The sequence below is a fragment of the Paenibacillus jamilae genome (assembly GCF_050482105.1).
Taxonomy (GTDB): Bacteria; Bacillota; Bacilli; order Paenibacillales; family Paenibacillaceae; genus Paenibacillus; species Paenibacillus jamilae_B.
This window is the reverse complement of record NZ_JBCNHI010000011.1, coordinates 154,454-179,937: the sequence shown is the minus strand read 5'-3', so window position 1 is coordinate 179,937 and position 25,484 is coordinate 154,454. Positions and strand designations below refer to the sequence as shown.

Here is a 25,484-nt window from a genome sequence, read left to right as displayed (position 1 = left end):
GTTTCCGCCGCTACCTAGCGTGGTAGATAAAAAAAGCCCTGAATATCAATCATCCATTTTTAATTTTTTGTAGGCTAATGGTGTCATGTTCATTGCTTTTCTGAATCTTTCTATAAAATAGCTGGTACTGTTAAATCCAACCTTATAGGCAACTTCTGTAACGTTAGATTCTGCTTGTCGCAGTAAAACTAAGCTTTTTTGAATTCGATAATCCATTACATAATTTAACGGAGTTATCTTTAACACTCGTTTGAAATATCGGCAGCATTCAGAACGGCTTAATTGACCAGCCCTTGCAATATCATCTAATGTGACTTTTTCAGCATAATGTATATAGATCCAATTTAGCATTTGTTTGATCCGCTGACTCTTTACCATTTCCACCTGGTCGTATTCTAATGGAAAGCCATTCATGACTAGGTTTTTCCAAATTAATGTTAAATACATCGTAATATCGATTTCATAGTATGGAGATTTTTGTTGAATACATTGATTAATCTTCAAAATGGCATCTACGATGTTTTTCCCCCAAAGCTCGTCCGAATTTATATGTACATAAGGTAAATTAGTCGCTTGAATATAAGGGGCTACATAGGGCGTGTAAAGCTCTTGGGATAAAACGAAATGAGGAGAAACATTCAAACAGATATAGACACAATCCGATTCATTCTGATCTTCCGCCATGTGTAGGCAGCCACTATTTATAAATAACCCATCACCTTGTTGTACGATTCGTTTGTCTTCATTTATTTGAAAGATCGCTTCCCCTTTTACAACCAGAACAAATTGAATTTCATCATGCCAATGCAGGGGGATATATCCATGTATATTTTGGCTAATCGTTGTTTCATAGCATGCAACCGGTAGTACGACCGTTCGATGCTCGGTTAGCTCCCTTAGGTTTTGGTCAATTATGAAATCTTTTATTTGCAAATTACCACGACCTCAATATATTTATATTTTATTATCAAATCCGGGTATAATTTAAAATTTTTTTCACCTATTATAACACTATTATTATATTTCAAGGTGGAGAATATTCATGGATAAACCAGCTAGAAAAACAGGATTATTTCTCGTTATTACAGGAGCTATATTTTGGGGGATCAGTGGAACCGTTGCAAAAAAGCTCTTTCAACAAATTGACGTCAATTGGCTTGTAACGATACGTTTGCTCATGGCTGGTGTTCTACTGTTGGCTGTGCAATTTTTGGTAAAGGAACGTTCTCAAATATGGGCTGTATGGAAAAATAAAAGGACAGCTTTTCAACTCATTGTCTACGGTTTGGTTGGTATGCTATCGGTTCAATATACGTATATGGCATCCATTCAAAGTGGTAATGCTGCTGTTGCGACATTATTACAGTATTTAGCACCTATAATGATTATCGTCTATTTAATTCTGCGAAAGTACACTGTCTTCACACGAAAGGATCTGTCAGCGATTTTGCTGGCTTTAGTGGGTTGTTTTTTCTTGTTAACAAACGGCTCCATTTCTCAGCTATCCGTTCCGACGGTCGCAATCGTTTGGGGGATCTTATCAGCAATAGCCCTAGCTTTTTATACCCTATACGCAATACCTCTTCTAAAGCAATACGATTCCCTAGTTATTGTGGGTTGGGCTATGGTTATCGGCGGTTTTGGATTAAGCTTGATTCATCCACCTTGGCAGGTCGATTTTAAAGCCTTGACACTAGACACCTATTTATATCTAGCCTTCGTTATCATATTCGGCACAATGATCGCATTTTGGTTCTATATAGAAAGCTTACAGAGTCTTTCCCCAAAAGAAACAAGCTTTCTAAGTAGTCTGGAACCTCTAGCTGCTGTTCTAACAACTGTGTTTTGGTTAAAAGAACCTTTTGGTTTTTTCCAATGGGTAGGTGTAATATGTATCATCGGGCTGATCTTGTTATTGGCATTCGATAAAAAGCCTTCTTCAAATACCCAATCAAAAGAAGATATCCCGCTCTCAGAGTAAGCTAAGCTTATGGGGAGGCATTAGGTAGGATACAACTGCTCGTTAATGGAGAAAACGGCAGCCGTTTTTATGGCTGCCGTTTCATTATATTTATGAAGCTACTGTTTGAGGTGTTGGGGCTCGCTAGATAATACATCAAACGTTAGTTTTACTTTGAGGTGGTTGCTTAATCATAAACGGCACATTTTCTACTCCAACCATTCGTACATACGTAAATAATTGACCTTTATGGTGAATCTCATGGTCTTTCGCCGTGGATAGCCAGAAGCTCCCAGTGCCGAGAAAGTTCCTAAATTCAATCTCCTTTTCTAGCTGTTGAGCATTTAATTCCTTCAATTCTCGGATTGTTTCCTCCGTCAATTGATCGACTATGTTGCGTACATCGGCTATTGTGTGATATTCGTCTATTTTTGTCGGTGGAGTGAAGGTACCATTTTTTACGGTATCCACGAACATTTTCATAGAACTGGCTATGTGAACGATTAGGGAACCCATGGGCATCGCATTGTCCCAAGGCTTAAAGTCAATATGCTCATCAGGAATGACTTCAACCAATTCTTGCAACACCGATCTGTGCCTTAGCCATTCCTGAAGATATTGAGCTACTACAGACATGTTACCAACCTCCAAAATTTAGTAGTTTTCTAAGGTATTAATTCTATATTCGCAACCAATTCCCTTCTTCATGAAAAGGTCACAGATGAAACAGGAACAATTTATTATCCAATGGGCGTTCCATCAGGTAGTTTAATATCTGGTTTCAATAAAACCACGTCCCCCTTCTCGGGGATACCTCCAAGGACTAATACCTCTGAATTAAAGCCTGCTATCCGTCGAGGAGGAAAGTTGACTACAGCTATGATTTGTTCTCCTATAATCTCTTCCGCCACATATCTTTTTGTAATTTGTGCACTCGATTTTTTTATTCCAATCTCTTGTCCAAAATCGATTTCAAGTTTAATAGCAGGTACTTTGGCTTCTGCAAAAAACTCAGCGTTAATTATGGTTCCAACCCGAATATCAAGTTTCAAAAAATCATCAATCGTTGCCATGTAAGTATTCTCCTCATTATTTTCTTAAATTTCACGATAAACCGTAAACAATTTTAATATTTTGCAACCGCAAACTTTAGCGATTTTGCCCAAAAATACATCCCCATACCGAACAAAGTCATGATTCCACCTATGAATTGAAATGCAGACATGATTTCTCCCAAAAATACATAGGCAAGAAGGATGGCGAGAACAGGCTCTCCAATAATGCCCACTGACACCGTAGTTGCTCCCATTGATTTCAACAGCAGATTAAAAATATATTGCCCGAAAATAGTTGGGATTACTGCAAGTAATACGAAATACATCCAATCCGAAGAGTCATATTCGATCAAGGAATAATGATTCACCAAATTGTAAATTAGCAGGACACTACCACCCAGAAAAAAGACAATCACACTATAAAAGTTTGCACTTATTTTGTGGCTTACCTTCTGTCCTGCCAGCATATAAGCTGAAACCAAGATTGTTCCTAATAAAGATAATCCATCTCCGATTAGTGCCTCTTTCGAAGTCCCAATATCTCCCCAAGCTATAATGATTGAACCGACAAGAGCAGCGATCAAGCAAAAAATAGTGAATAGGTTTACTCGTTCTCTGAACACAAAGTATGAACCAATCATTACAAATAAAGGCTGCAAGGATAAGATGACCATGGAGCTCGCAACTGAGGTATGCGTCAAAGATTCCATCCAGAATAAGAAATGTAACCCGAGAAAAAGACCGGCCAAGAAAACGGTACCCCAATCTTTTTTGGTCATTTTTAAGGAGTGGAGCATTTTCCAGGGTACAAAAGGAAGCATTAATATGACTGACATATACAATCTATACATTCCAGCCACGGAGGTGGGAGTATGTGAAGATTTTATCATGATGGAAGAGACGGAAACCGACAAAATACTGATGAACAGTAAAAAATACGGATTCAAAGATAGCGTTGTTTTATTTATTTTCATAATGGCCCTCTCAGATGTTTTTGACCCGTTGTCTGTGCACAGAACAATTGAATAATAAACTGAACTGAGTATAATAATATCACCGCTTTTATTAATTTTGTGTAATTATATCTTTTATTTATATAGGAATATCGTCATAAGAAAGGAATCTTTCTTCAATGGAAAAACAACTGCACGAGACCATTCTCTATCCCGATGTTTCATTTCCATACATCATGTACACCCATACGGTTCATGAAAGTATTCCTAAAGGTAGAGGATTTAACGATCTACATTGGCATGAAGAACTACAGATCACTTTGGTTACAAGGGGAAAGCTAGTGATACAAGTGAACGGGATTGATCATGAATTAGACACAGGTCAAGCTATTTTAATTAATAAGGGTGTTCTTCACGTGACTACCCAGCTTTCACATCACGGTCAATATGTCAGCTTTAATTTTCCGGAGAAGCTGCTTGCCTTTTATGCAGATAGTGCGATGGAAAAAAATTATGTACTGCCTTATACAAACTCTTCCTTACTGTCACTTGTAATTAAAGGAGATGCTGAATGGCAAATTCAAATACTACAAATGCTGTGGGATATGAAACAGAAGTTTGATATGAAAAAAAGTTGGGGGTGGGAATATGAAGTAGCCATCAAAACAGCACAATTATGGTTCATCTTAATATCTAATATTTCGCTTTCTTCTGAGGAAGCACCTAAATACATGAAGCTGCAACAGGAAAGACTTCAACTGATGCTTAGCTTTATTCATCAAAACTACTCCAACAACATAACCCTGCAAGAAATTGCTGCTGTAGCACATCTAAGTGTCTCAGAGTGCACTCGTAGTTTTAAGCGAACTATTCATATGACACCTTACGATTACCTGATTAAATACCGCATCAAGAAAAGCAGTGAACTACTAGCCTCAACCCAATATACCGTCACTGAAATAGCCCACAGAGTGGGCTTCAATCACGTAAATCACTTCATCCAGTCTTTTAAAAAACATTATAATAAAACACCTAAAGAATTCCGCAAATTTAGAAATGAATTCATGAATTAAGAAATGAAGTAGCCGATATTAGATTTTTTGAACTGCAAAAAAGGGAGATGGCGCTTTGCCATCTCCCTTTCTCTTATTCCTACTCACACTTCCTGCTTAAAAACATATTACATACCAGGTGGTCGGTGAGCGGAGCGGGCAGAATTGTTCTGAAGAAGCGGAGCGTTCGCCTTTGCAACGGGATTTTAACCTTACCAGGTGTCATATTAATGAAAAAATCCCGTTGCAACAGCGATCGGAAGAACAATCTGCACGCGCAGCGCCTCCCCTGGAAAGAACTATGTTTTTAAGCCTCCACCCGATTCAAAAACACCTTCGTCCGTTCCAGCTGCGGATTGCCAAAAATCTGCTCTGGTGTACCAGATTCCGCAATTTCTCCGTTGTCCATAAAAATGACGCGATCTGCCACATCCCTCGCGAAATTCATTTCGTGCGTCACGATGACCATCGTCATGTGCTCCTCAGCCAGCTTTTTGATCACTCGCAGCACCTCGCCTGTCAGCTCGGGATCAAGGGCCGAGGTTGGCTCGTCAAACAGCAAAATATCAGGGTTCATCATCATTGCCCGGGCAATCGCTACACGTTGCTTCTGTCCCCCCGATAATCGGGACGGATACGCATCCGCTTTATCCGCCAAGCCGACTTTAGCCAGCAACTCGGCGCTCTGGCGTCGCAGCTCAGCCTTGCTCAGCTTTTTCACCAGCTTTGGAGCCAGTTCCAGATTATCCTGCACCGTCAAATGAGGGAACAGATTAAAATGTTGAAACACCATGCCCATTCCGGTAGTAATGCTCTTAATATCACCTGCCGGAGCATAGTGACCATTTTCCACCAGTGTTTTATCATGGATGCGAATTGTTCCGCCCGTCACATCCTCCAGATGCACCAAGCTGCGAAGCATGGTACTTTTTCCTGAACCTGAAGGACCGATAACAGCTACAACCTCGCCCGCTTTAACATTAAAGCTCACTCTTTTCAGAACGTCGAGCTGGCCGAACGATTTTTTTAAATCGGTTACTTCTATTGCGTTTGTGTTCATATCCGACATTCCTTTTACTCAAATTTAAAACGTTTTTCCAGCGCTCTGAAGAATATGGTAAGCACCAAAGCCATCAACAAATAAATAACGGCCGCTACAACATAAGGCACAATCGTAAAATCGCGGTTTACAGCTGTATTAGCAAAATGCAGCAGTTCCGGTACCGCTACTGCATACAGCAGAGCCGTATCTTTCACCAGGGTTGTCGCTTCATTGGTTACCGCAGGCAAAGCACTCCGTACCATTTGCGGCACAATGACTCTAATCAGCGTTTGCGACTTGCTCAAGCCCAGCACTTGCGAAGCTTCGTATTGCCCTTTATCAATCGATAACATCCCGCCTCTAAAAATTTCTGCAAAATAAGCCGCATAATTCAGTACAAATGCCAGTACCGCAGCCGTTGTCCGGTCCAGTACCAGATACTCTCCAATGACAGGCAACATCGGCAGACCAAAACAAAAGAACAATAATTGCAGCAAAAGAGGCGTGCCTCTTATAACATAAATGTACGTGTGCATCAGCCAGGCAATAGGCTTAAACTGACTTTTAGCCAGCAGTGTAACGATAAATCCCAGCGGAATAGACAAGATGAGCGTAATAAAAAATAAAATGACCGTCATCTGTGCCCCTTCAAGCATAGGCTTCATAATTCGTAAAATATATTCCATACTCATAACCCTCGACTCCTAAACCCTTAGTTCAATACATTACGTATTAATTTAATACTTTATCTTCACCGAACCATTTTTTTGAAATCTCAGCCGCTTTTCCGTTCTTGTGCAGCTCATCCAAAGCAGATTGCAGTTGCGTCAACAGCTCTTCGTTCCCTTTTTTCACGCCAATGCCGTATTCCTCAGGAGCCAGTGATTCATCAAGCAGCTTATACGTCCCTGGTTCCTTGGACATATAATACTTGGCCACAACCTCATCAATGACAACTGCATCCAGGCGACCAGTTTTCAAGTCTGTCAAAGCGAGAACGTTGTCCGGGTACTCGGACACTGGCTTCAATTTACTTTTAATCGGATTCGCATCCAATGCATCGGCTGCTGAGGACAACGTTTGGAGTCCCACCGTTTTGCCCGCCAGATCAGCAAGCTTGGAAAGACTGGAGGTAGCCGGAACGACAATCACCTGACTATTTTTCAGATACGGCTTTGTGAACAGCACCTTTTCCTTACGCTCATCTGTAATGGTGTATCCATTCCAAATGAGATCAATACGTCCACTGTTCAGCTCGGATTCTTTGGCAGACCAGTCAATCGGCTGGAATTCCACTTGCTTGCCCATTTGTTCCCCTGCCGCCTTCGCATAATCAATATCAAAACCGGTCAGCTCATTATTTTCATCTCTAAAGCCCATCGGCGCGAATTTATCATCAATTCCAATAATCAACTTGCTGCTATCCTTAGCGCCGGAACATCCGGCCAACACGATCATAATCAACCCAATCATCATCGTAAACATGGCTGCTTTTCTCATCTTATTCCCCTCCAACAATGGTGACCCCCGTATTCAGTAACAGGTGGCAAACGCTTTAGTTCGTTAACACGTTATCAGAGTATCATCATACCATACCGCAGGATACTCGTCGAGAGGAATCAGCGGAATCTTAGCCTTATAAACATGGAAAACTTGTGACGAAAATTTGACCTGTGTTCTATAATGTAAAACCTTACCTTGACATGTTACCTTATCCGTTTTATCATTTCCTAGTATTCTTATATACTTTTATTTATTTCAGAAGATTCAGCAGCAATAGAATGTAAATCAGCTTGATAGACAGGAGAAATAAAGTCCCATGTACATTTTAAAACGTCTTTTCACGATGCTCATTACGTTATGGATTATCGTTACTTTAACGTTTATTATCATGCACATCATTCCGGGAGATCCGTTCTCGAACGATTCCAAGACGATTCCGGAGGCCGTATTGCAAAACATGCGTGCTCGGTACAATCTGGACAAGCCGCTCGCTGTGCAGTATGTATTGTATCTCAAAAATCTGCTCGTGCTGGATATGGGGCCGTCTATTCAATCGAAAACAACTGACGTAAATATGCTTATCGCCAGAGGCTTTCCACCATCTGCACTGCTAGGCATTCAATCCATCGTGGTAGCGATTATAGCTGGTATTTCACTCGGAACATTGGCTGCTTTACACCATAATCGACCACTGGACTATATTTCGATGTTTATCGCCATTGTGGGTATTTCCGTTCCCAGCTTCATATTGGCACCACTGTTAATCAAGTATGTTGCTGTCAAATGGCATCTGCTTCCGGTCGCCTCATGGGGAACCTGGCAGCATACAGTGCTTCCGTCGTTAGCTCTCGCTGTTTCACCTCTTGCTGTTATCGCCCGTTTTATGCGGACAAGTATGCTAGAAGTCATGCATGAGGAATACATACGCACCGCCAAAGCGAAAGGATTGTCCTCCTGGGCAATAGTCATTCGTCACGGACTACGCAATGCATTGATTCCGGTGCTGTCCTTTATCGGACCGCTATTCGCTTCCGTGATTACAGGTACCTTTGTTGTCGAAAAAATATTCGCCATTCCCGGCATCGGTAAATATTTCGTAGACAGTATCTTTAACCGGGATTATCCAGTCATTATGGGGACGACCATTTTCTACAGTGCCATTCTGGTTGTCACCTTATTTTTAATTGATATTTCCTATCGCCTTGTCGATCCGCGAATCCAATTAGTCAGCAAAGGAGATTAACATGAAAGTAGCACCTACTGTCGAAAAAGACAGCCTTTTTAGTCTTGTAGACCGCAGTCAGATGCCCACCCCCACGTTGACCAGACCCCAAGAGTCACCCTGGCGGGATCGGCTTCGCAGACTTTTTAACAACAAGCTTGCCCTGTTGGGGCTTTCCCTACTTATCATTATTATTGTGCTGGCGATTGTCGGACCTTCCATGGTTCCTTATGCTCCCAGCGACCAGTCCCTTTTGAAGACAAATCTTTCTCCTTCGGGAGAGCACTGGTTTGGCACGGATGATCTGGGCAGAGACGTATGGGCACGGACATGGGCCGGAGCCAGAATCTCACTTATGATTGGTTTTGCTGCTGCTGCCATTGATTTGGTGCTTGGCATTCTCGTCGGCTGTGTAGCTGGTTATTGTGCAGGCCATGGTAAAATGGGCGACCGAATCGACAATGTCCTGATGCGGATTATTGAAATTTTGTACAGCATTCCTTATCTGCTGGTCATCATTCTGCTGCTCGTCATTATGAAGCCCGGCCTACTCACGATGATTATTGCTTTATCTATTACGGGATGGGTCGGCATGGCGCGGGTAGTACGTGGGCAAATCCTACAGCTCAAGCAGCAGGAATACGTACTGGCCGCCCGCAGCTTGGGGACATCTCATTCACGCATCATTTTCAGGCATCTGCTGCCGAATGCAGCGGCTATCATTATCGTGAACCTGACGTTCACTATTCCGTCAGCTATCTTTGCCGAATCGTTCCTGAGCTTTCTCGGTCTGGGAATTCAGTCTCCTTCGGCCAGCTGGGGAACGATGGCTAACGATTCGCTCGGCGTTATTTTAAGCGGTCAATGGTGGCGCCTATTCTTCCCCGGCCTGATGATATCGCTCACCATGCTGGCGTTCAACACACTTGGAGACGGGCTGCAGGATGCACTCGATCCGCGTTCACAGCATTAACAACGCAAATATTTAAATTGGACAAGGAGGGGTGTCATCATGATCCGCAGCTTCTTGCCTAACTGTAGAAAAAACGGCAGTTCCTTTATGGAAATGCGCACACGCGGCATACCATGTCGGAAAGGAGGATGAATAAATCCCGTCTGATCGTTTCGCTCTCTATAATATTGCTGATTTGAACTCGTTTTGGGATTTATACACAACGTTCAAATAACTAACCATAATAATGGAGGAAAACCATGATGAAAAAAATGCATTGGATGACAATCATCTTACTTTTGGCCGTAACGGCTTTGGCAGGATGCTCTGGCAATGCGGACAAGACAGCAAGCAACGACTCGTCCGCTGCGTCTCAAGCAGATGTTCCGCAAGAAATTACAGCCAATCTGGCAGGCGGCGAGCCTTACACACTTGACCCTGCTTTCGCATCAGATACAACGTCCTATTTTGTCATTGATAACTTGTACGAAGGACTGTATACATACGACAAAGCTGGTAAAATCGTAGAAGGCGCTGCCAGCAAAGTAGATGTGTCTCCTGACGGCAAAACATACACCTTTACCATTCGTGACGGCGCAAAATGGTCGAATGGTGACCCGCTGACAGCTAAGGATTTTGAGTACTCCTGGAAACGGGTACTGAATCCCAAAACGGCTGCTTATGATCCTTCTGCCCTCTACTACATCAAAGGTGCCGAGGCGTACAACACAGGCAAAGGTAAAATAGAAGATGTAGGTGTTACAGCTAAAGATGATAAAACGCTTGTCGTTGAGCTAAAATCACCACTGAGCTTCTTCCCTACGATTGCTGTCGGTCACGCCTATTTACCTGTGAACCAAGCTGTTGTGGAGAAAAGCGACAAATGGGCAGCAGAAGCTAACACGATTGTTGGCAATGGCGCTTATGTAGCCAAGGAATGGAAGCATAATGAGCAAATTACGCTGACGAAAAACGATCAATACTGGAACAAAGATGCTATTACAATGGCAACGATTAACTTTAAAATGGTTCAAGACTCTACAACCTATTATCAAATGTACAAAACAGGCGATCTGGATCTGATTTTGAGCCTTCCTGTAGATACACTGGATCAGGAAAGGAGCAGCAAGGAATTCTTATCGCACCCATCTTTCAGTGTGTACACGTATTCTTTCAACGTAAAACAAAAGCCGTTTGACAATAAAAAAATCAGACAGGCCATTGCCTACGCCATTGACCGTGAAGCACTGGCTACCAACGTAACCAAAGGTGGCGAAACTCCGGCATACGGTTATGTTCCATACGGAACAACAACACCGTCCGGCAAGGACTTCCGTGATGAAGCGCCGAAAAAATACTATGAGTTTGATGCAGCAAAAGCAAAACAATTGCTGGCCGAAGGTCTGAAAGAAGAAGGTTTGACCAAGCTGCCTCCGATCACTTTCAAATACAACACATCGGACAAGCATAAAAAAGTAGCTGAAGCCATTCAGGAAATGCTGAAAACGAACCTGGGCGTTGAAGTGACGCTGGAGAATCAGGAATGGAAAACATACATTGATACTTTTAAACAAAAGAACTTCCAGATCGCCCGTATGGGCTGGGAAGGAAACTTCCTTGATCCGCTTGGCGTATTGGGACACTATACTTCCAAAAATTCGAACAACTTTACCAACTGGAGCAGCCCGGAGTATGACAAGCTGATCGAATCCTCAACCTTTGAGCTTGATCCAGCAAAACGCTTTGAACAGCTTCATCAGGCGGAAGATGTATTGATGGAAGATTTGCCGATTATTCCGATCCAGTTCTCTGCGGACACCGCCTTAATCAGTCCTAAAATCCAAGGCATCGTATTCGATGCTCGTTCGAACCCGGATCTCCGTTTTGCAAAACGGGTCGAAAAATAATGATTTTACGTTTTGGGATCACTGCCCTGATGGTCGGTACCTTAGGATTTTTATACGCCGCACCCCATCTCGTGCACGGGCGTGAAAACCTGGCTACTGCAAATCTACTATTTCTGTTAGGATTGCTAGGCTTGGTAATCGGTGCGATCTTCCATGTTCTGCAAAGTGGTTTTCTCACCCTCTTCCTGCGGGGATTTGCCGACATCGGGCAGTTGTTCATTCGTCAATCCAAGGCATTGCAGGAGGAAAATGAACGTTTGCGTTCCGATGAATCTCTGTCAGCTTGGAAAACATCCATGTTCCGTCACCTCAAGGTATACACCTCGGGGTGCGGAACAGGACTTATACTTTGCTCGATGGTGTTAATGGGGATAAGTTAGGGGATGAGAAGCTCTCTTATGGTTGGCGGTTGGTGGGTGCTGCGCGTGCAGATTGTTCTTCCGATCGCCACCGCCCCCAGATTTCTATTAAACTAGAACCTGTAAAGGTTAAAATCCGGGGACAAAAGCGAACGCTTCGCTTCTCTAGAACAATTCTGCCCGCTCCGCTAGCAACCGCCAATAAAGCTTCTACATGTTTTAGAGATTTGTAAAATGAAAAGAGAGAGTTCCGCAAAGCGTTTGCTAGTGGAGCTCTCTCTTTTTGCATTTTTATATTAAGCTTTGAAAAAATGCTCATAGTACAAAACTTATTGGCCTTAATAAATATGCTTTTTCCTTTGCTTCTTGCAGCCATGACGGGAACTCGTCTAACCTACCATCTGCGTCGTCGCTCGTCGCTACTTAGGGGAAAGTCGCTTAAATCTCCGAGCTGGTCATATGCATCCTTATAAATGCGGAGGATCGCTTGCACCTTGTTAAAATCATTATCTTCTGGACCGAATCCTTCCATATACATCCTTTGAGTAATGTTTTGGAAAAAATCTATACGCTCCTGGATAGAATCCTGCTCAATTTGCAACACATCTCCAAAGCTATGTGTCTCAGCAAATTCAGACAGCTCATCAAATTCCTGTTCCTGATATCGCTCTCCCCGAGTTTCGGGATTGAGATCAATAGAGGTACGCAGGGTCGACAACAAAATATTTTCGCGTGCCAGCATGACATGAAAATCTTTGTTCTTAAACAGATCCGTCACGATCAGACGGCACATTTCCTTATTCTGCAGCAGAATCCCGTCAAAAGGATGCAGCGTCCACACACCGTAGTTAAAAAATAAATTAAAATTGAAGCTGCTGCTTCCATACTGATATACAATGTTGATTTTCGATTCGTCGATAATTTCAAATGAAAATTCCAGCATGCATTCTCCTTTGGGATTCCAATATTTAACTCTATCCTATCAGAAAATGTATGATTTTCAATAATAAAATTTATTTCACAGTATCATTTAGCTCCACAATAGAGTCCGCTTTTTCGCTACTGGCAGCCACGAGTAAAAAAACAATTACACACCCTAAAATAAAGGACATCATACGCTCTTCTCTCCTTTGTCATTGGACTTTTTAAGAGTTTATGCATGAGAATGCTACATATGTTCATCATGTCCTTTATGATCCGCTGCCAAACCAAAAAAGACGCCCTTTGGACTCTACCTGGCGTCTTTTCATAGATTATTGTATTTTCATAAATTAGCGATCAGTTCAAAAACGAACTTAGCCCCTCAGCAGAATGGTTATCCTTCAACGGTTTGGTTTGTTCTTTCCCTTCAATCCCCAAACGCTGGCTAAGGTTGGCATTGATTGCTGTCATTTTATTCGTATAATCATGGCAGCTTTCAATAATTCGACGGTTCGATTGTTCAGACAGATCCAAAGCAGATACCAAATCGCCAATCGCCTGATTCACAGCCTCCAATGACATGGATGGCTTGCTAAGCAGATCGGTTGTTCTCTCGGTCGTCGTTTTGAGGAGCTTCGCATTTTCCTTGAATTGATCCTCAATCGTGCGGTTAGTCGCATCCACGGCTGAAATAATTTTATCTTGATCCGCCAGTGCCATCGCGATCATAGCCGATACGGTGATCAGATTCGATGTTTTATCAATCGCATTATTAACAGAATCAATCAGTTTATCATTGTTATCATTAATAATATCCGTTGCTGCAATCGCCTGATTGTATAACAAGATCATTTCAGTCATCGATTGTGTGCGAGTAACCACCTTGCGCAATCCCCGCTCCAGATGAGGCTTACGATTTTCATTTTCCGGCTTGGCAATCTCGCTTTCGAACAGCTCTTTCAAGCGATTACCAAAGGCAATCTTTGTCTGCAAATTGTAGATCTCTTCAATGGAAGCTTTCTTCAACTGCCTCATGCTGACGATGTTCTCTTCGAGATTATCCTTGCCATCTCTCAAAGCAGTAATGATTTTCTCAATGTTCGTCTTCACCGACTGATACTTATAAATGTAGTTTTTCAACGGGCTTTTACGCAGGAGCTTGCCAAAAAAGCCTACATCTTTACTCTGCTGAAGCGCTTCGCATTCATCCCGAAGTTTTAAGATCATATTCGATACCTCAGCCCGGTCACCAGACATGAGATCGTTTACCGGACGATCCAACATTTTAAGGGTCTGTCCCGCCCGTTCCTGCGTTTTAACGCCCAGCTTACCAATGTCATCCATTAAGGTATCCAGACTCATAACATCGCTTTGCGATACCTTTTGAATCAGCTGTGAAGCCTCCTCAGTCACCTTGTGTTCATCTTCTTTTTTCAATTCAGCCCATGGGGTTGCCATGATGCTAACCTCCTATTCTGAAAACAACTGTTGCCCAAGGCTAATAGTGTTTTTCAGAGCAGCTATGCTGCTGATTTTTTATTCTATAAAATAACCTACAATTCGGAACTGCTGTATCGCTGGTGAATAAGCTCTGCTTTGCTCTGTAATTCCATCAGGTCCTTATGCTCCACCGTGGATACAATTACAGATATTTTGCTATCTACATCTCGCAATCCGTTTAGTAGTGTCCTGCGGTTGGTCCGTTTCGCGTCGCCACTGAGACGAAGAAACGGGTTAATCAGTCCATTCAAGTCCTTCAAAATCAATCGCCGAACCGTGTGATTTACTTCGCTGTTGTTCAATTCATGCAAAAGCGGGATGACCCGCTGTAAACGTGCAAATAGAGCCAGCGCCTTTTCGACAATTTCGTTATCAAGCGCATCTTTCTGTCCCTCGGAGATCACCATATCCTCCAGTACATCCAAATACTCCATGACCTGAACAAATTCACTGGTCATCTGGTCCGGCAAACGTGCTTGTCCTGTGATAGACTCTCGCAGAGCGGTAGCTTCCTTTTCATGTTGCTGTGCCTGATCAGCCTGCTCCTGCATCACCGGAATCACGGAACCGGTCAGATTAGGACGAGGATGGCGAACAGCCATGACAGCACTGTATCCTCCGATACAAATGATCGGGATTGCTAGACACACAAACAACGGCAACCAATTACTTAGTAAAAGCGCAATCAGGTAGCTGACCACAGCAATCGTAGCACCCCACATTTTAGAAGTCATAGCTTGTACCTCCTGACGTAAACCCTTACCATATTGTAGAAAACAATATTTGCCTATGTCAATGTAAGGATTGGCGTATCGTGATCGGCTGCTCGACATGACTGGCTAAAATATCGTATTGCGGGTGTAGTGGACCGATTTCATAACCCAAAGACGATTTCACTGCCAGATAAGGAAAATTGATACCAGACAAGCATGATACATGAAGTCCTCCAGACATCCGCGGATTGATCTCTAGCAACTTGGCCTGCTCGCTGTTATATTTCACTTGAATGTTATAATTGTACGGAATGTGATACGCTTCAGCGACCTTCTGTGCCACCTTCAACAGCTCAGGATGCTGCTCCAGCAATCGTAATCGTCCTCCTGCCTTCCGACGCGGAACAGCTGCTAACAATTTTCCGTTTTGGTCAGCCAAACAGTCAATACTGTATTCGTATCCTTCCAGCAGTTCCATCACCATTAAATTGGGAAACGTCTCTGTGGAAGACAATACGCGATATGCTTCTGCGAACGAAATATGATTCAGCGCATGGCCGAACAGTTCCTCCAGCGGATTACGTTCATTATCAATGATACGAAAGCCCATCCCCCCTTCCGCATTACATGGCTTGAAGCATACCTTGTGCCCAAGTGCTATTAATGACTCGTAAGCCTGTCTAAACTGCTCGGCATTACTGGCAATGGCATAATCGGGAATCGCAACAATATTTTTTTGACGGATGGATTCATAAAAAAGATCCTTTTCCATCAATTGCTCCAGCAGCTCGGTATCCCGGCACACTATTACTTCTGTCCCAATATCATCGAACAAATAGAGATGCTTGCTAATATCGAGCATATTCCACCGTGGAATAAAGATATCAATTTCATGGCGTCTGCAAAAATCAGCACAAAATTGTGCGTACTCCACACCGCTTGTGCGCGGCTCCACTTCAGCTACATCACTGGCCTGTAGTGCCATGTGCTGCGGATCAGAGTGTGTGGCATAGATCTCGAACGGAATACCGTCCTCATTGTTACGAATAGCGTTCATATAATGATACACCACCGAAAACCAGCGGTTAAAATACACTTTGACCTTCTTCACAGCGCCACGTCCCCTATTAGTTTAATCATGAAGTACGAGCCGCTGACACGCTCCCGTGCACTTCATAGACATATTCCATAATTTCATCCGCTGCATAAACCCCCGACACTTCCGTAAATCGGTAATTGACCTCTAACTTATCTCGCAGCTGTTCCCGATACAGCTCACCATGACGCGGCGCAATCGCATAGTCGGCATAATCCAGCAGACAACGGTCCAGTAAAGAGTCACCAGATGCAACCACAGCTCCCCCATTGGTGAGGTTACGGATATGCTCCACGGCTGCCTGTTTATTCACGGCCGCAGGCACCAGATATACTTTGCGTCCTTGAATGGATACCTCCCAGCCCATTTCATGCATCATCCGCGCCTTCTCCAGCACCTGTTCCAGCGGCATACGATCCCGTTCAATCACGAAAGCATAAAATAGTTCATCGCAAAAACGCTCGCTTACGACCCAGTCTTCATGCAGCACCTGTCCGAACATCTGGCGTGCTTCTTCCGCATGAGCACCATCGCGGCGTACTTGTTCGTGAATACGCTGATTCCACTCGCGGTCCACCTCGCCTCCGACGATGATGTTTCCGCCATTACTCGTTACGGCATAGGCGGGAACCAGCTCCGTCTGAAACACGGTGATTCGTCTATACTGTTCCATAGTCCGGGTCGTCACAGGCATAAACATGACATCTGCCGGTAGGGTCTTGAGCCATTGCAAAGCTTGTGCAGAAATAAAGGCCGACGTCGCCCCATCAATCTGTTCCGCAGGCAACAGACCAGGGGACTCCAGCGGCACGCCAAGCGAGCGTTTGGAGTAAATCAGCGTCTGATCCAGGTCACTGGCGTAGATCATTCTTGTCCCCCCTTGAGCGGCTTGATGATCCCGCAACAGGAATAGGTCAATCCTTCAAACACCTCTACAGGCACTCCACGATCCTTGGCCAGCAGCATAATATGCTGAAGATTCGGATTATCTTCACGGTCAATCAGAATTTTCCATGGCACCCTGCGGAGCAGTACGCGAGTCGTCTCCCCCACTCCCGGCTTGACCAGATTAATATCCCGAATCCCAAATGCCTGCTGAATCGCCTCAATATCCCGTAAGCCCTGCCACGTCACGACAGGCGGATTCAATGTCATCTGTTCCGCATAGGAAGCCGCTGTTTCAGCTACGGCTTGAAAGTACCCGGATACCGTATCTACAAACGTATTGGACTGATCCACTGACCGCCAGGATTCATAAAATTTGGCTCCGTGAAAATCGCCCGGACCTATCAGATCGTCGCGTAATACCGTCCGGCTCATCAGACCCGACACGGTTGAATTGAGGCAAGCGCTCGGGATCAAATAATCTTCCCGTGTACCAAAAGTCTCCGAGCAACTGCCCGGATCGGCCAGTACTGCCAAATCATCATTTAGGCGCAGCCCGTAATCTGCATTCATTTCACGGCAAGCCTCGATCAGCACCTGACGAATGGCGCCTTTCCCTGTCCAGCCATCGACAAACTGAAGCTCAATCCCCAGCCCATGCTGTTGTAAAATGTACAAAATAGCATTCCGGTCAATGCCTTTGCCACGAATAATAGAAATACTGTAATGCGGCAAGGATACGTCATACTTCCAGTCAATATAACGCTTGATCAAGATGCCAATGGGCGTTCCCGCTCTGGCAAGAGAAACAATCGCCGTATTTAGGCCTCTTTTTCTGACAATCATCTCAGCCACAGAGGCTGCTGCTAATGCAACCTTTTCGGCAGAATGGGCAAGCGTTTCGTGAAACAATCCAATATACTCTGCTTTGGGCTGGTATTCCACCGGCAGCATTTCTGAATAATGGACTCCAGATTGTATTGCCTCTTCCCGATCTTCCGTTCCTTTTTCCAACGCAACCCGGCTCAAATCCTTCAACAAAAAGGTGACATCCGAGACAGGATAACTGCCTAGCGGTACGGGCGGATGAATGTTCTTCTGCTGTATTTGCTCCATAAGTGCTTGCTTCATATCCGCGCTCCTTTACTCTCCTGCTTAGTCAAACTGTTAAAATAAACGACATGCACTTTATCACAGCCCAGCCGGGTCAGTGCATCCAGCATGGGCTTCATTCTTTCTGGGTCCGACTCTCTTTCCAGCAAAACGAATATCTCGTCATACTGACCGGGCTCTACATTATATATAAAATTGTGTATCATACTGTCCTCAGGCGAGGGGTAAGTCACACCACAAGCGACGCCATATCCTTCTTCCTTGTGGGGATACACCGGGCTGCGTGTCGTCGATTGGTAATAAACATCCGGACCTAGCTCCGCAGCAATGCGCATAGGAATGTACATGAATTCCCCCGTACCCATTACCAGTGTGCGTTGTCCTGAGCGAAGCTGGTACAGTTGTTCAGCTGTGCGCACGATTTCTGCATCAAGCGCTGGATTGTCAGCGGACTGGAGACCAAAACGTCCAGTATATTTAAGATAAGGAGCTGTATTGGCGTACCCATCGGTAGATATGGAGCTGTGTGATATCCGCTCAAAAGCGGAAGCATCCTTTTCAAAACGGTGGTCAATTATTCCAAAAAAATCTTTATTAACCTCTTCGGTGCTAGTGGCTGCATGCTCTTCGTTCCCGGTCTGTCCGGCATATTCTGCGTGATCCAGTATCGGTGTTCCCTGTATTTCTATCTTTCCTTTGAGCAAACTTAGAGGGGTAATCCTAATATCTAGCTCTGCTTCCAGATCAGCAAAAGCTCGCTCGTCACTGTCTGTCCGCCAGTCCAATAACGAAGCTATCACATACTGTTTGCGCGGAAAATGCTTCTGAATATCCCGTATAATATTAAGCGTTGTTTTTCCGGTCGTAATCTCATCATCTACTAGCACAATCGGCCCATCTCCGGCAAAGGCTTCCTCATGTAATGCATAGCAACGATGATCAACAGCGTGCGAATGCTCTTCTTCAAACCGAATAATAGGCCGAAGCCCCGGAATATCCTCGCGTGTCGTATGAATATATGTGGCACCATCATCAAACAACCGATACATGCTGTGTCCCAGTGCTGTAGCCGTCTCGGCAAAACCAACAAACTTGATCGGTTCTGGAAAAGCAAAAACCAAACGCTCATCCATCAGCTTTTGGTAGGCCTCTTTTGCATAGTTCGGGTCAAGCAGCCCTCTCACGGCCTCGCCAATCAGTTTATCCATCTGTTGTCCTGACTGTGGGACAAGCTCTTTATATAGCAGGATCGCCAGTGCCGCCCCACTTAACAGAGAGGTGTAAGGATTTACCGGAATATGCTTGCCCAGCACCTTGCTGACAAACAAAAACGAACGCTTTTTGTTGATTCGTGCCGCCATCGCAAACAGCTTGTCCACAGGAAGACGGAATGGATTATGAGTCTCCGTAATTTCAACGCCGAACCGCCCCAGAATGGGTAGCAGATGTGTTTTCGTGGTTGGGTAAGAGACTGACAAAATGTTGTTGTTCATGTAACACCCCGTATACTTTAGATCTATTTATCATACGATGAGCCCAATTCAAATGGGGCTTAATTTCATTCATTTTGTTGGCATAGGTACTTTTGAATACACCCAGACTGCCATCGTTACGCTCAACAATCTCAAGCGCATCCATATATTCTTCATGGGTCACCGCATACATGGCCTGTACCGGCTTAATGTGGGACGGATGAATGATCGTTTTGCCGATAATTCCATTCTCTTTGTCCATCATGACTTCGCGAATCAGTCCGTCCACTGCATCTGAGATGAAGTCCATTCGCAAGTAGCGTCCCGGCTTCCCAAATGCGTCTTCGAAGGGCGATACTCTTAATTGAGGTTTAAAGATACGTTCTCGGTGAGAGAAATACTCCCATACAGGACCGGAAACAACATAATCCGAGTCCACGCGTCCGAACAAGTTAATAATATCTGCGATACAATCGCGAATGACGGCAATTTCATAAATCGTAATATCCGGGCTGCGTCTCAGCCCATACAAGCTGGAGAAATCAGTTGCGCCAATTCGTACATTCAGGACGTATTCCTGAACCTCGTCCAAAATGTTTTTAATCGACAGCAGCTCTTCCCAGCGGGTTTCCCGATGAATTATTTTAGAGCTTTCAAGAATTGGCAATCCATACAACACAGGCATGTGGTCTGTGTCTCCTGTTCCTGTACGCATATTTCGGTTATATTCAGCAATGAGGGCAAAATACGCCCGTCCATTATCAGAAGAAAACTTCGGAAAGACAAAGCCTGTAAGCAGCGTCAGGGTTTCTCCCAAGCTGTTCAGCAGTCGTTCCAGCTGTTCCACAGAGCGCACACGTACAAACAGCAAAGGTAATTGCTGTTCACTCATCACCCCCGTGCGCACATAGGACAATAATTGAAGCAGCTGCTGTGCCAGCGATTCTTCAGCCTGTCCGACCTGCTGATCGCCTATAGCGTCTTCCAAATCCAAAATAACCGTGGTTAGTCCTTCATGCTTTGCATTTTTGATCTCTTCCGCTACTTCCGAGCGGGTCGCCGGCATGTACAAAGCTGCTCCTATCGCATAAGCCAATATGCTTTTAGGTGAACGGTTATGAAACTCCAATGGTGGAATACAAAAGATTGCTTCTACTTCCTCAGAGGTTAAATCATTAAAATATTTCAGGGCCCTTCCCCTCCTCTTGCTCTATCTCGCCTGACTGAAGCCCTGTGCCTCGGGTATAAAAGAAATCCCCCCTTAGTTTCAGGAGGGATTTCGCTATACTTTGTACATTAAGCCTCTTTATCGGCCTTTTTCTTTCTTTTCGCCGAGCTAAGAATCATTGTGCCTACAAAGACGGCAATCAAAATGCCGAAGAATAATACTTGCGACATATGAAAGCCAAAAGCAGCAGCCAGCATTTTACCCCCGATAATGGCGATCATAATAAAGGCTGTCTGTTCCAGTTCTGGAAATTTGTCAATGAGCTTGAGGAACAATTGTGCAACACCACGCATCATTAAAACGCCGAGTATACCACCCATGAACAGAACCCATACTTTTTCGCTCACACCAAAAGCGGCAATGACGCTGTCAATACTGAAGGCAATATCCATCAATTCGACCATTAATACGGTTTTCCAGAAAGAAGTAGGTTTGTTCTTCACTTCTCCATCACCCTCGGACTTGAACAAGCCCTTATAAGCGATATAAAGCAGATAAGCGGCACCCAATACCTTAATCAGCGTGAACTTAATCAGGAAGGTACCCAAGCCAATGGCCAGGAATCTGAAAATATACGCACCTAAAATCCCGTAAAATAAAGCTCTCTTCTGCTGCTCCTTCGGTAAATGCTTAACCATAACTGCAAGAACCAAGGCGTTATCCGCCGACAAAAGACCTTCAAGCAAAATGAGAGTCCCAATAATCCCCCAACTCACCGGGTCAGTAAGCGTACCTACCACATCACTCCATGAAAAGAAATGGCCGTAGTTCTCGCTGATATTTTTAAATAAATCATTCAACATGAAAAGAGTGCCTCCGATAATTCAATTTATTTACTGCCTTGCGTCCAGCGCATTCCCCAGTTATATGCCCGATCCAGTTCACGATGGCCGCCATAAAACTGTACGAGTCTCTCAATACTGAACGTTTCATCGTTCACATTTTGGATCATCGCAATCGCACACATCCCTTTACGATTGTCATGTTCGTTCATATGGACGACTATGTCTGGCCCGTCCTTCTGGTACAGCGTGACCACCCCGTCTGCTTGTGACCAGTTCGTGACTCCTTCATAAATGAAGGTAAACACCAAAATTCGCTTAATTTCAGAAATTTTGGCACCGTTAATCCGAAGATTTTCGCCTGTTTTCACAGAGCCCGTACGGTCGTCACCATCCAGAGCAATGTACGGGAAGCGATTGAGAGAACCGAATACTTCCCCAAGCGCCTGAACGACGCCTTTATCTCCGTTCTTCATCTCATACAAGCAGCCTAGATCCAGATCGATACCCTTGGAGCCACGATTGAAAAAGCCCTTGCTCTGCTGCACCTGATTCCAGTTCAGATTGATTAGGATTTCGCCTAATCCGCCTGAGCCTTTTTTCAGGTTAATGGTGTCGCCCTTTTTCTTCAGCTCAATTTTCCGCAGATTCAGATTCACCGGAGTTGCAGATGGCTCTGGCTTTGGAACAGGAGGTGCTGGCGGCGGTGTGGGTGCTGGACGAGCTGCTGGAGGTGGTGTAGGCTCTGGCGCCGGAGGTGCTGGATTATTTTCAACCTCGATTCCAAAATTTCCACACAATGCATCCAATCCGCCGGAAAAGCCTGCGCCTATCGCATTAAATTTCCATTCACCGTTATGGCGGTACAGCTCACCAATCACAATGGCCGTCTCGACTGTAAAGCCACTGTCCAAATTAAATCGCAAAACCTCTCCATTAACCGGATGAACAAAACGTATAAATCCGCCATGAACCTGTCCAAAATTTTGCCGTTTCTGATCCGCATCATAAATGGTCAGCGTAAACGCAATCTTCTCGATATGGGAAGGTATTCTGGTTAAATCCAGGGAAAATTGTTTCTTGTCACCTAACTGTTGCCCGTCTGAATAGGTGATAAAGGGTGTGGTCGGATTATTGTAAAAGATCAGATCCTCATCGCCCGACACTTTCCCTCCAGGGCCCAGCAAAAATGCAGAAGTATCGAGTTCCAGAGTCGCTGAGGACTCCCAGCCGATCCCTATATTGACATGGCTCAGACCCGGATTCGTTTTTGTCAAATCCGCCTTCTGCCCCTTTACTACGATAACAGCCATGAGTGTGTCACCTTTCTGTCCGTTTGTCGTGTTCAGCGTATGCCAGTTCAATGGCTTAAAAAGAAAGGGTAGTGCCCTTTGGACACCACCCCAAGTGGATATTATTGAGCGTCCAAGCCATAGTTTTTAGCAAGCGCACCCAACCCACCAGCAAAGCCGCTACCGATAGCCTGGAATTTCCAGTCTGCATTCTGACGGTAAAATTCACAGAATACCACAGCTGTTTCGGTGGAGAAATCCTCTCCCAAATCATAACGCAGCACTTCACGATCAGTCGCCGCATCTACCACACGTACAAAAGCATTGGACACTTGTCCGAAGTTTTGTGCACGTGCCTCATAGTCGTAAATTGTAACTGTAATTCCGATACGATGGATATTTGCAGGAACTTTTGCAAAATCAATAATAATTTGCTCGTCATCCCCGTCGCCCTCACCCGTGCGGTTATCGCCTGTATGAGTAACAGCACCCGCTCCACCTGTTGGGTTATTGTAGAATACGAAATCGTCAGCTGCCTTCGCTTTACCGTCTTCATACAGCAGAAACGCTGAAGCATCCAAGTCGAATTCCGCGCCACCACTGTATTTATTGGTATCCCAGCCAAGACCTACGACAACACGAGTCAAGCCTGGATTGGTTTTGGTCAGATCAATACGTTGTCCTTTGGAAAGACTAATGGTCATACTGCATACCTACCTTCTTTGTGTAGATTTTTTAAGCCAAGCCGTAATCGCGTGTCAACCCTGCAAGACCATCCTGATAGCCGCTTCCAATGGCATTGAACTTCCATTCACCGCTATGGCGATACAATTCGCCTACCACGACACCTGTTTCAATAGAGAAATCTTCGCCCAGATCAAAGCGAACCAATTCTTCGTTGTTTGCTTCATTTACGATACGAGCATAAGCACGGGACACTTGTCCAAAGTTCTGGCTGCGTTCTTGAGCTTCATAGATTGTAATCGTAAAAGCGATCTTTTCTACGTTAGCAGGTACGCTGCTCAGATCAACTTTAATTTGCTCGTCATCTCCGTCGCCTTCGCCTGTGCGGTTATCACCAGTATGAACGACAGAACCGTTCTCGTTTTGTGGATTATTAAAGAAGACAAAGTTTTTTTCCGTTTCCACTTTGCCGTCTGCATTCGCCAAAAATACGGATACATCCAAGTCAAAATCTTTACCGCCATCGTACTTATTGGTGTCCCAGCCGAGACCAACCGTGATTTTAGACAAGCCTGGATTTGTTTTCGTCAAATCAATTTTTTGACCTTTGGATAAGTTAATTGCCATGAGTAAGACCCCGTTTCTCATTAATTTGGTATGAGCAACCTAACATTACATGTAACGCTGAGCCAGCACATCAATATGTACGGCATGGGTACCTGCCCCGATTGCAGCAAATTTCCATTCGCCATTATGGCGATAGAGCTCCCCGCAGATCAGTGCAGTCATTCCTTCAAAACTATCAGATAAATTAAACGTCACCAGTTCCTTGGAATTCGCACCGTCCAGAATGCGGATATACGCTTTCTCGATCATGCCGAAGTCCTGTTTCCGGTTGACGCAATCATATATATTCACAACAACAAGCACTTTATCGACATTGGCCGGAATCCGTGCCAGGTCAATCATAATTTGTTCATCATCGCCGTCACCTTCTCCGGTCAGATTATCACCGGAATGCACGACTGAGCCGCATGGACTTTTTTTATTATGGAAGCATACTACATTGTCCGAATGAGTTAGTTTCCCGTTGGCATCTAGCAAAATAGCAGAAGCATCACAATCAATATTGGGTTGCTTCTTGAAGCCAAAAAATCCTTTGGACTGCACGGGGTCCCAACCCAATCCGGCTATAACCTTGGTTAGTCCTGTGTTCCCCTTGGTCAAATCAATTTTCTGGCCCTTGACCAGATTAATTACAGCCACTGATTAACACACCTCCCTTCCGTAAAATTTACAGACTGAATTCAGATGGATTCAAACCAAGCACGCCACAGATCTCAGCAACAATTCGCTTCTCGTCGGCATCAAAATCACCGTCAGCTGCACCAATCGCACTGCATACGCCAACGACGAGTCGGCCTACTTCAGGCTTACCTTTCAGTTTACCAATCGCCTTCAAAGCTTCCTGTTTGCCGATTTCGGGCGAAAATTCAAAGTTCGCTACATAGTGATTGAAACGGTTAATCACCTCTCCCATATCAAACACTTTCAATTCCTCACTGATATTTATGTATCCGGCCATTTTTGTTTTTTCTTCTGGACTAATAGTGCCGTCCGCAAATGCCACTAATGCACAGCCTGCAACAACAGCTTCCATAAAATCTTTATTCTTAAATTTCTTAACCTGGTCACCAAGCCCTTTTTTAGTTGTATTCAACCAATTTTTAAATGTACTCATATTTCCCTCCACAATTACGTATTTGGGTATATTCTATCCTAGTTAATTTCTT

The 25,484-nt window shown here is 44.3% G+C and carries 29 protein-coding genes; 7 read left to right on the top strand and 22 right to left on the bottom strand.

Annotated features, from left to right (window positions below):
- Window positions 1–45 precede the first annotated feature (45 nt).
- Window positions 46–933 carry an AraC family transcriptional regulator gene (locus ABEW32_RS08295; RefSeq protein ID WP_430186458.1) on the bottom strand — a complete coding sequence of 296 codons (888 nt, stop codon included), beginning with the start codon at window positions 931–933 and terminating at the stop codon, window positions 46–48.
- Between the two features lie 109 nt (window positions 934–1,042).
- Between ABEW32_RS08295 and ABEW32_RS08290 the strand changes: the two genes are divergently transcribed.
- Window positions 1,043–1,981, top strand: coding sequence for an EamA family transporter (locus ABEW32_RS08290; protein ID WP_290408827.1), 939 nt, complete (start codon window positions 1,043–1,045; stop codon window positions 1,979–1,981).
- A gap of 135 nt (window positions 1,982–2,116) precedes the next feature.
- On the opposite strand, the gene ABEW32_RS08285 is transcribed toward ABEW32_RS08290, so the two are convergent.
- The 3 genes from ABEW32_RS08285 to ABEW32_RS08275 all read right to left on the bottom strand — a co-directional run bounded on the left by ABEW32_RS08285 (window position 2,117) and on the right by ABEW32_RS08275 (window position 3,929).
- On the bottom strand, window positions 2,117–2,596 hold the full coding sequence (locus ABEW32_RS08285; protein ID WP_102998685.1) for a DinB family protein: 480 nt from the start codon (window positions 2,594–2,596) through the stop codon (window positions 2,117–2,119).
- A 104-nt stretch (window positions 2,597–2,700) separates the two neighbouring features.
- Window positions 2,701–3,033, bottom strand: a complete 333-nt coding sequence (gene csaA / locus ABEW32_RS08280; protein ID WP_044786365.1) for a chaperone CsaA — start codon at window positions 3,031–3,033, stop codon at window positions 2,701–2,703.
- 53 nt (window positions 3,034–3,086) lie between these two features.
- A complete protein-coding gene (locus ABEW32_RS08275; RefSeq protein ID WP_430186455.1) occupies window positions 3,087–3,929 on the bottom strand; it encodes a DMT family transporter in 843 nt (280 codons plus the stop codon).
- On the opposite strand from ABEW32_RS08275, the gene ABEW32_RS08270 reads away from it, so the two are divergent.
- Window positions 3,841–4,044 carry a hypothetical protein gene (locus ABEW32_RS08270; protein WP_430186453.1) on the top strand — a complete coding sequence of 68 codons (204 nt, stop codon included), beginning with the start codon at window positions 3,841–3,843 and terminating at the stop codon, window positions 4,042–4,044. The genes ABEW32_RS08275 and ABEW32_RS08270 overlap by 89 nt on opposite strands.
- A gap of 103 nt (window positions 4,045–4,147) precedes the next feature.
- On the top strand, window positions 4,148–5,041 hold the full coding sequence (locus tag ABEW32_RS08265) for an AraC family transcriptional regulator (protein WP_430186451.1): 894 nt from the start codon (window positions 4,148–4,150) through the stop codon (window positions 5,039–5,041).
- A 286-nt stretch (window positions 5,042–5,327) separates the two neighbouring features.
- On the opposite strand, the gene ABEW32_RS08260 is transcribed toward ABEW32_RS08265, so the two are convergent.
- The 3 genes from ABEW32_RS08260 to ABEW32_RS08250 are packed head-to-tail and all read right to left on the bottom strand — an operon-like array spanning window position 5,328 to window position 7,562.
- On the bottom strand, window positions 5,328–6,080 hold the full coding sequence (locus ABEW32_RS08260) for an amino acid ABC transporter ATP-binding protein (protein ID WP_430186449.1): 753 nt from the start codon (window positions 6,078–6,080) through the stop codon (window positions 5,328–5,330).
- Window positions 6,081–6,094: 14 nt separating this feature from the next.
- A complete protein-coding gene (locus ABEW32_RS08255; protein ID WP_430186447.1) occupies window positions 6,095–6,754 on the bottom strand; it encodes an amino acid ABC transporter permease in 660 nt (219 codons plus the stop codon).
- A 40-nt stretch (window positions 6,755–6,794) separates the two neighbouring features.
- Window positions 6,795–7,562, bottom strand: a complete 768-nt coding sequence (locus ABEW32_RS08250) for an amino acid ABC transporter substrate-binding protein (RefSeq protein ID WP_430186445.1) — start codon at window positions 7,560–7,562, stop codon at window positions 6,795–6,797.
- 319 nt (window positions 7,563–7,881) lie between these two features.
- On the opposite strand from ABEW32_RS08250, the gene ABEW32_RS08245 reads away from it, so the two are divergent.
- The 4 genes from ABEW32_RS08245 (at window position 7,882) to ABEW32_RS08230 (ending at window position 12,026) form a co-directional block, all read left to right on the top strand.
- On the top strand, window positions 7,882–8,808 hold the full coding sequence (locus ABEW32_RS08245) for an ABC transporter permease (protein WP_113050959.1): 927 nt from the start codon (window positions 7,882–7,884) through the stop codon (window positions 8,806–8,808).
- Window position 8,809: 1 nt separating this feature from the next.
- Window positions 8,810–9,760, top strand: coding sequence for an ABC transporter permease (locus tag ABEW32_RS08240; protein WP_430186443.1), 951 nt, complete (start codon window positions 8,810–8,812; stop codon window positions 9,758–9,760).
- A 242-nt stretch (window positions 9,761–10,002) separates the two neighbouring features.
- Window positions 10,003–11,646 carry a peptide ABC transporter substrate-binding protein gene (locus ABEW32_RS08235; RefSeq protein WP_430187024.1) on the top strand — a complete coding sequence of 548 codons (1,644 nt, stop codon included), beginning with the start codon at window positions 10,003–10,005 and terminating at the stop codon, window positions 11,644–11,646.
- Window positions 11,646–12,026 (top strand): DUF3899 domain-containing protein, encoded by a 381-nt coding sequence (locus ABEW32_RS08230; protein ID WP_430186440.1) that lies wholly within the window; start codon window positions 11,646–11,648, stop codon window positions 12,024–12,026. Before ABEW32_RS08235 ends, ABEW32_RS08230 begins: the two co-directional genes overlap by 1 nt.
- A 16-nt stretch (window positions 12,027–12,042) precedes the next feature.
- Here the strand turns inward: ABEW32_RS08230 and ABEW32_RS08225 are convergent, their stop codons facing one another.
- The 15 genes from ABEW32_RS08225 to ABEW32_RS08155 all read right to left on the bottom strand — a co-directional run bounded on the left by ABEW32_RS08225 (window position 12,043) and on the right by ABEW32_RS08155 (window position 25,432).
- On the bottom strand, window positions 12,043–12,381 hold the full coding sequence (locus ABEW32_RS08225; protein WP_430186438.1) for a hypothetical protein: 339 nt from the start codon (window positions 12,379–12,381) through the stop codon (window positions 12,043–12,045).
- Window positions 12,382–12,399: 18 nt separating this feature from the next.
- A complete protein-coding gene (locus ABEW32_RS08220; protein WP_430186436.1) occupies window positions 12,400–12,948 on the bottom strand; it encodes a hypothetical protein in 549 nt (182 codons plus the stop codon).
- A 335-nt stretch (window positions 12,949–13,283) separates the two neighbouring features.
- Complete coding sequence (locus tag ABEW32_RS08215) at window positions 13,284–14,384, bottom strand: toxic anion resistance protein (protein WP_430186434.1); 1,101 nt, start codon at window positions 14,382–14,384, stop codon at window positions 13,284–13,286.
- 95 nt (window positions 14,385–14,479) lie between these two features.
- Window positions 14,480–15,160 (bottom strand): hypothetical protein, encoded by a 681-nt coding sequence (locus ABEW32_RS08210; RefSeq protein WP_430186432.1) that lies wholly within the window; start codon window positions 15,158–15,160, stop codon window positions 14,480–14,482.
- 58 nt (window positions 15,161–15,218) lie between these two features.
- Entirely contained in the window at window positions 15,219–16,250 is a 1,032-nt protein-coding gene (locus ABEW32_RS08205; RefSeq protein ID WP_430186430.1) for an ATP-grasp domain-containing protein, read from the bottom strand.
- Window positions 16,251–16,275: 25 nt separating this feature from the next.
- Complete coding sequence (locus tag ABEW32_RS08200) at window positions 16,276–17,103, bottom strand: HAD family hydrolase (RefSeq protein ID WP_430186428.1); 828 nt, start codon at window positions 17,101–17,103, stop codon at window positions 16,276–16,278.
- Complete coding sequence (locus tag ABEW32_RS08195) at window positions 17,100–18,251, bottom strand: cysteine protease StiP family protein (RefSeq protein WP_430186426.1); 1,152 nt, start codon at window positions 18,249–18,251, stop codon at window positions 17,100–17,102. The genes ABEW32_RS08200 and ABEW32_RS08195 overlap by 4 nt, the downstream gene beginning before the upstream one ends.
- Window positions 18,248–19,594 carry a phosphoribosyltransferase family protein gene (locus tag ABEW32_RS08190; RefSeq protein WP_430187021.1) on the bottom strand — a complete coding sequence of 449 codons (1,347 nt, stop codon included), beginning with the start codon at window positions 19,592–19,594 and terminating at the stop codon, window positions 18,248–18,250. The genes ABEW32_RS08195 and ABEW32_RS08190 overlap by 4 nt, the downstream gene beginning before the upstream one ends.
- Window positions 19,595–19,646: 52 nt before the next feature.
- On the bottom strand, window positions 19,647–20,834 hold the full coding sequence (locus tag ABEW32_RS08185; RefSeq protein WP_430186424.1) for an HpcH/HpaI aldolase/citrate lyase family protein: 1,188 nt from the start codon (window positions 20,832–20,834) through the stop codon (window positions 19,647–19,649).
- Between the two features lie 167 nt (window positions 20,835–21,001).
- Window positions 21,002–21,736, bottom strand: a complete 735-nt coding sequence (locus tag ABEW32_RS08180) for a TerC family protein (RefSeq protein WP_430186422.1) — start codon at window positions 21,734–21,736, stop codon at window positions 21,002–21,004.
- 26 nt (window positions 21,737–21,762) lie between these two features.
- Window positions 21,763–23,028, bottom strand: a complete 1,266-nt coding sequence (locus tag ABEW32_RS08175) for a TerD family protein (RefSeq protein WP_430187018.1) — start codon at window positions 23,026–23,028, stop codon at window positions 21,763–21,765.
- A 101-nt stretch (window positions 23,029–23,129) separates the two neighbouring features.
- Entirely contained in the window at window positions 23,130–23,711 is a 582-nt protein-coding gene (locus tag ABEW32_RS08170) for a TerD family protein (protein ID WP_025717139.1), read from the bottom strand.
- 31 nt (window positions 23,712–23,742) lie between these two features.
- Entirely contained in the window at window positions 23,743–24,318 is a 576-nt protein-coding gene (locus tag ABEW32_RS08165) for a TerD family protein (protein ID WP_430186420.1), read from the bottom strand.
- Between the two features lie 45 nt (window positions 24,319–24,363).
- Complete coding sequence (locus tag ABEW32_RS08160; protein ID WP_430186418.1) at window positions 24,364–24,957, bottom strand: TerD family protein; 594 nt, start codon at window positions 24,955–24,957, stop codon at window positions 24,364–24,366.
- Between the two features lie 28 nt (window positions 24,958–24,985).
- A complete protein-coding gene (locus tag ABEW32_RS08155) occupies window positions 24,986–25,432 on the bottom strand; it encodes a tellurite resistance TerB family protein (protein WP_430186416.1) in 447 nt (148 codons plus the stop codon).
- Between the last annotated feature and the right edge of the window lie 52 nt (window positions 25,433–25,484).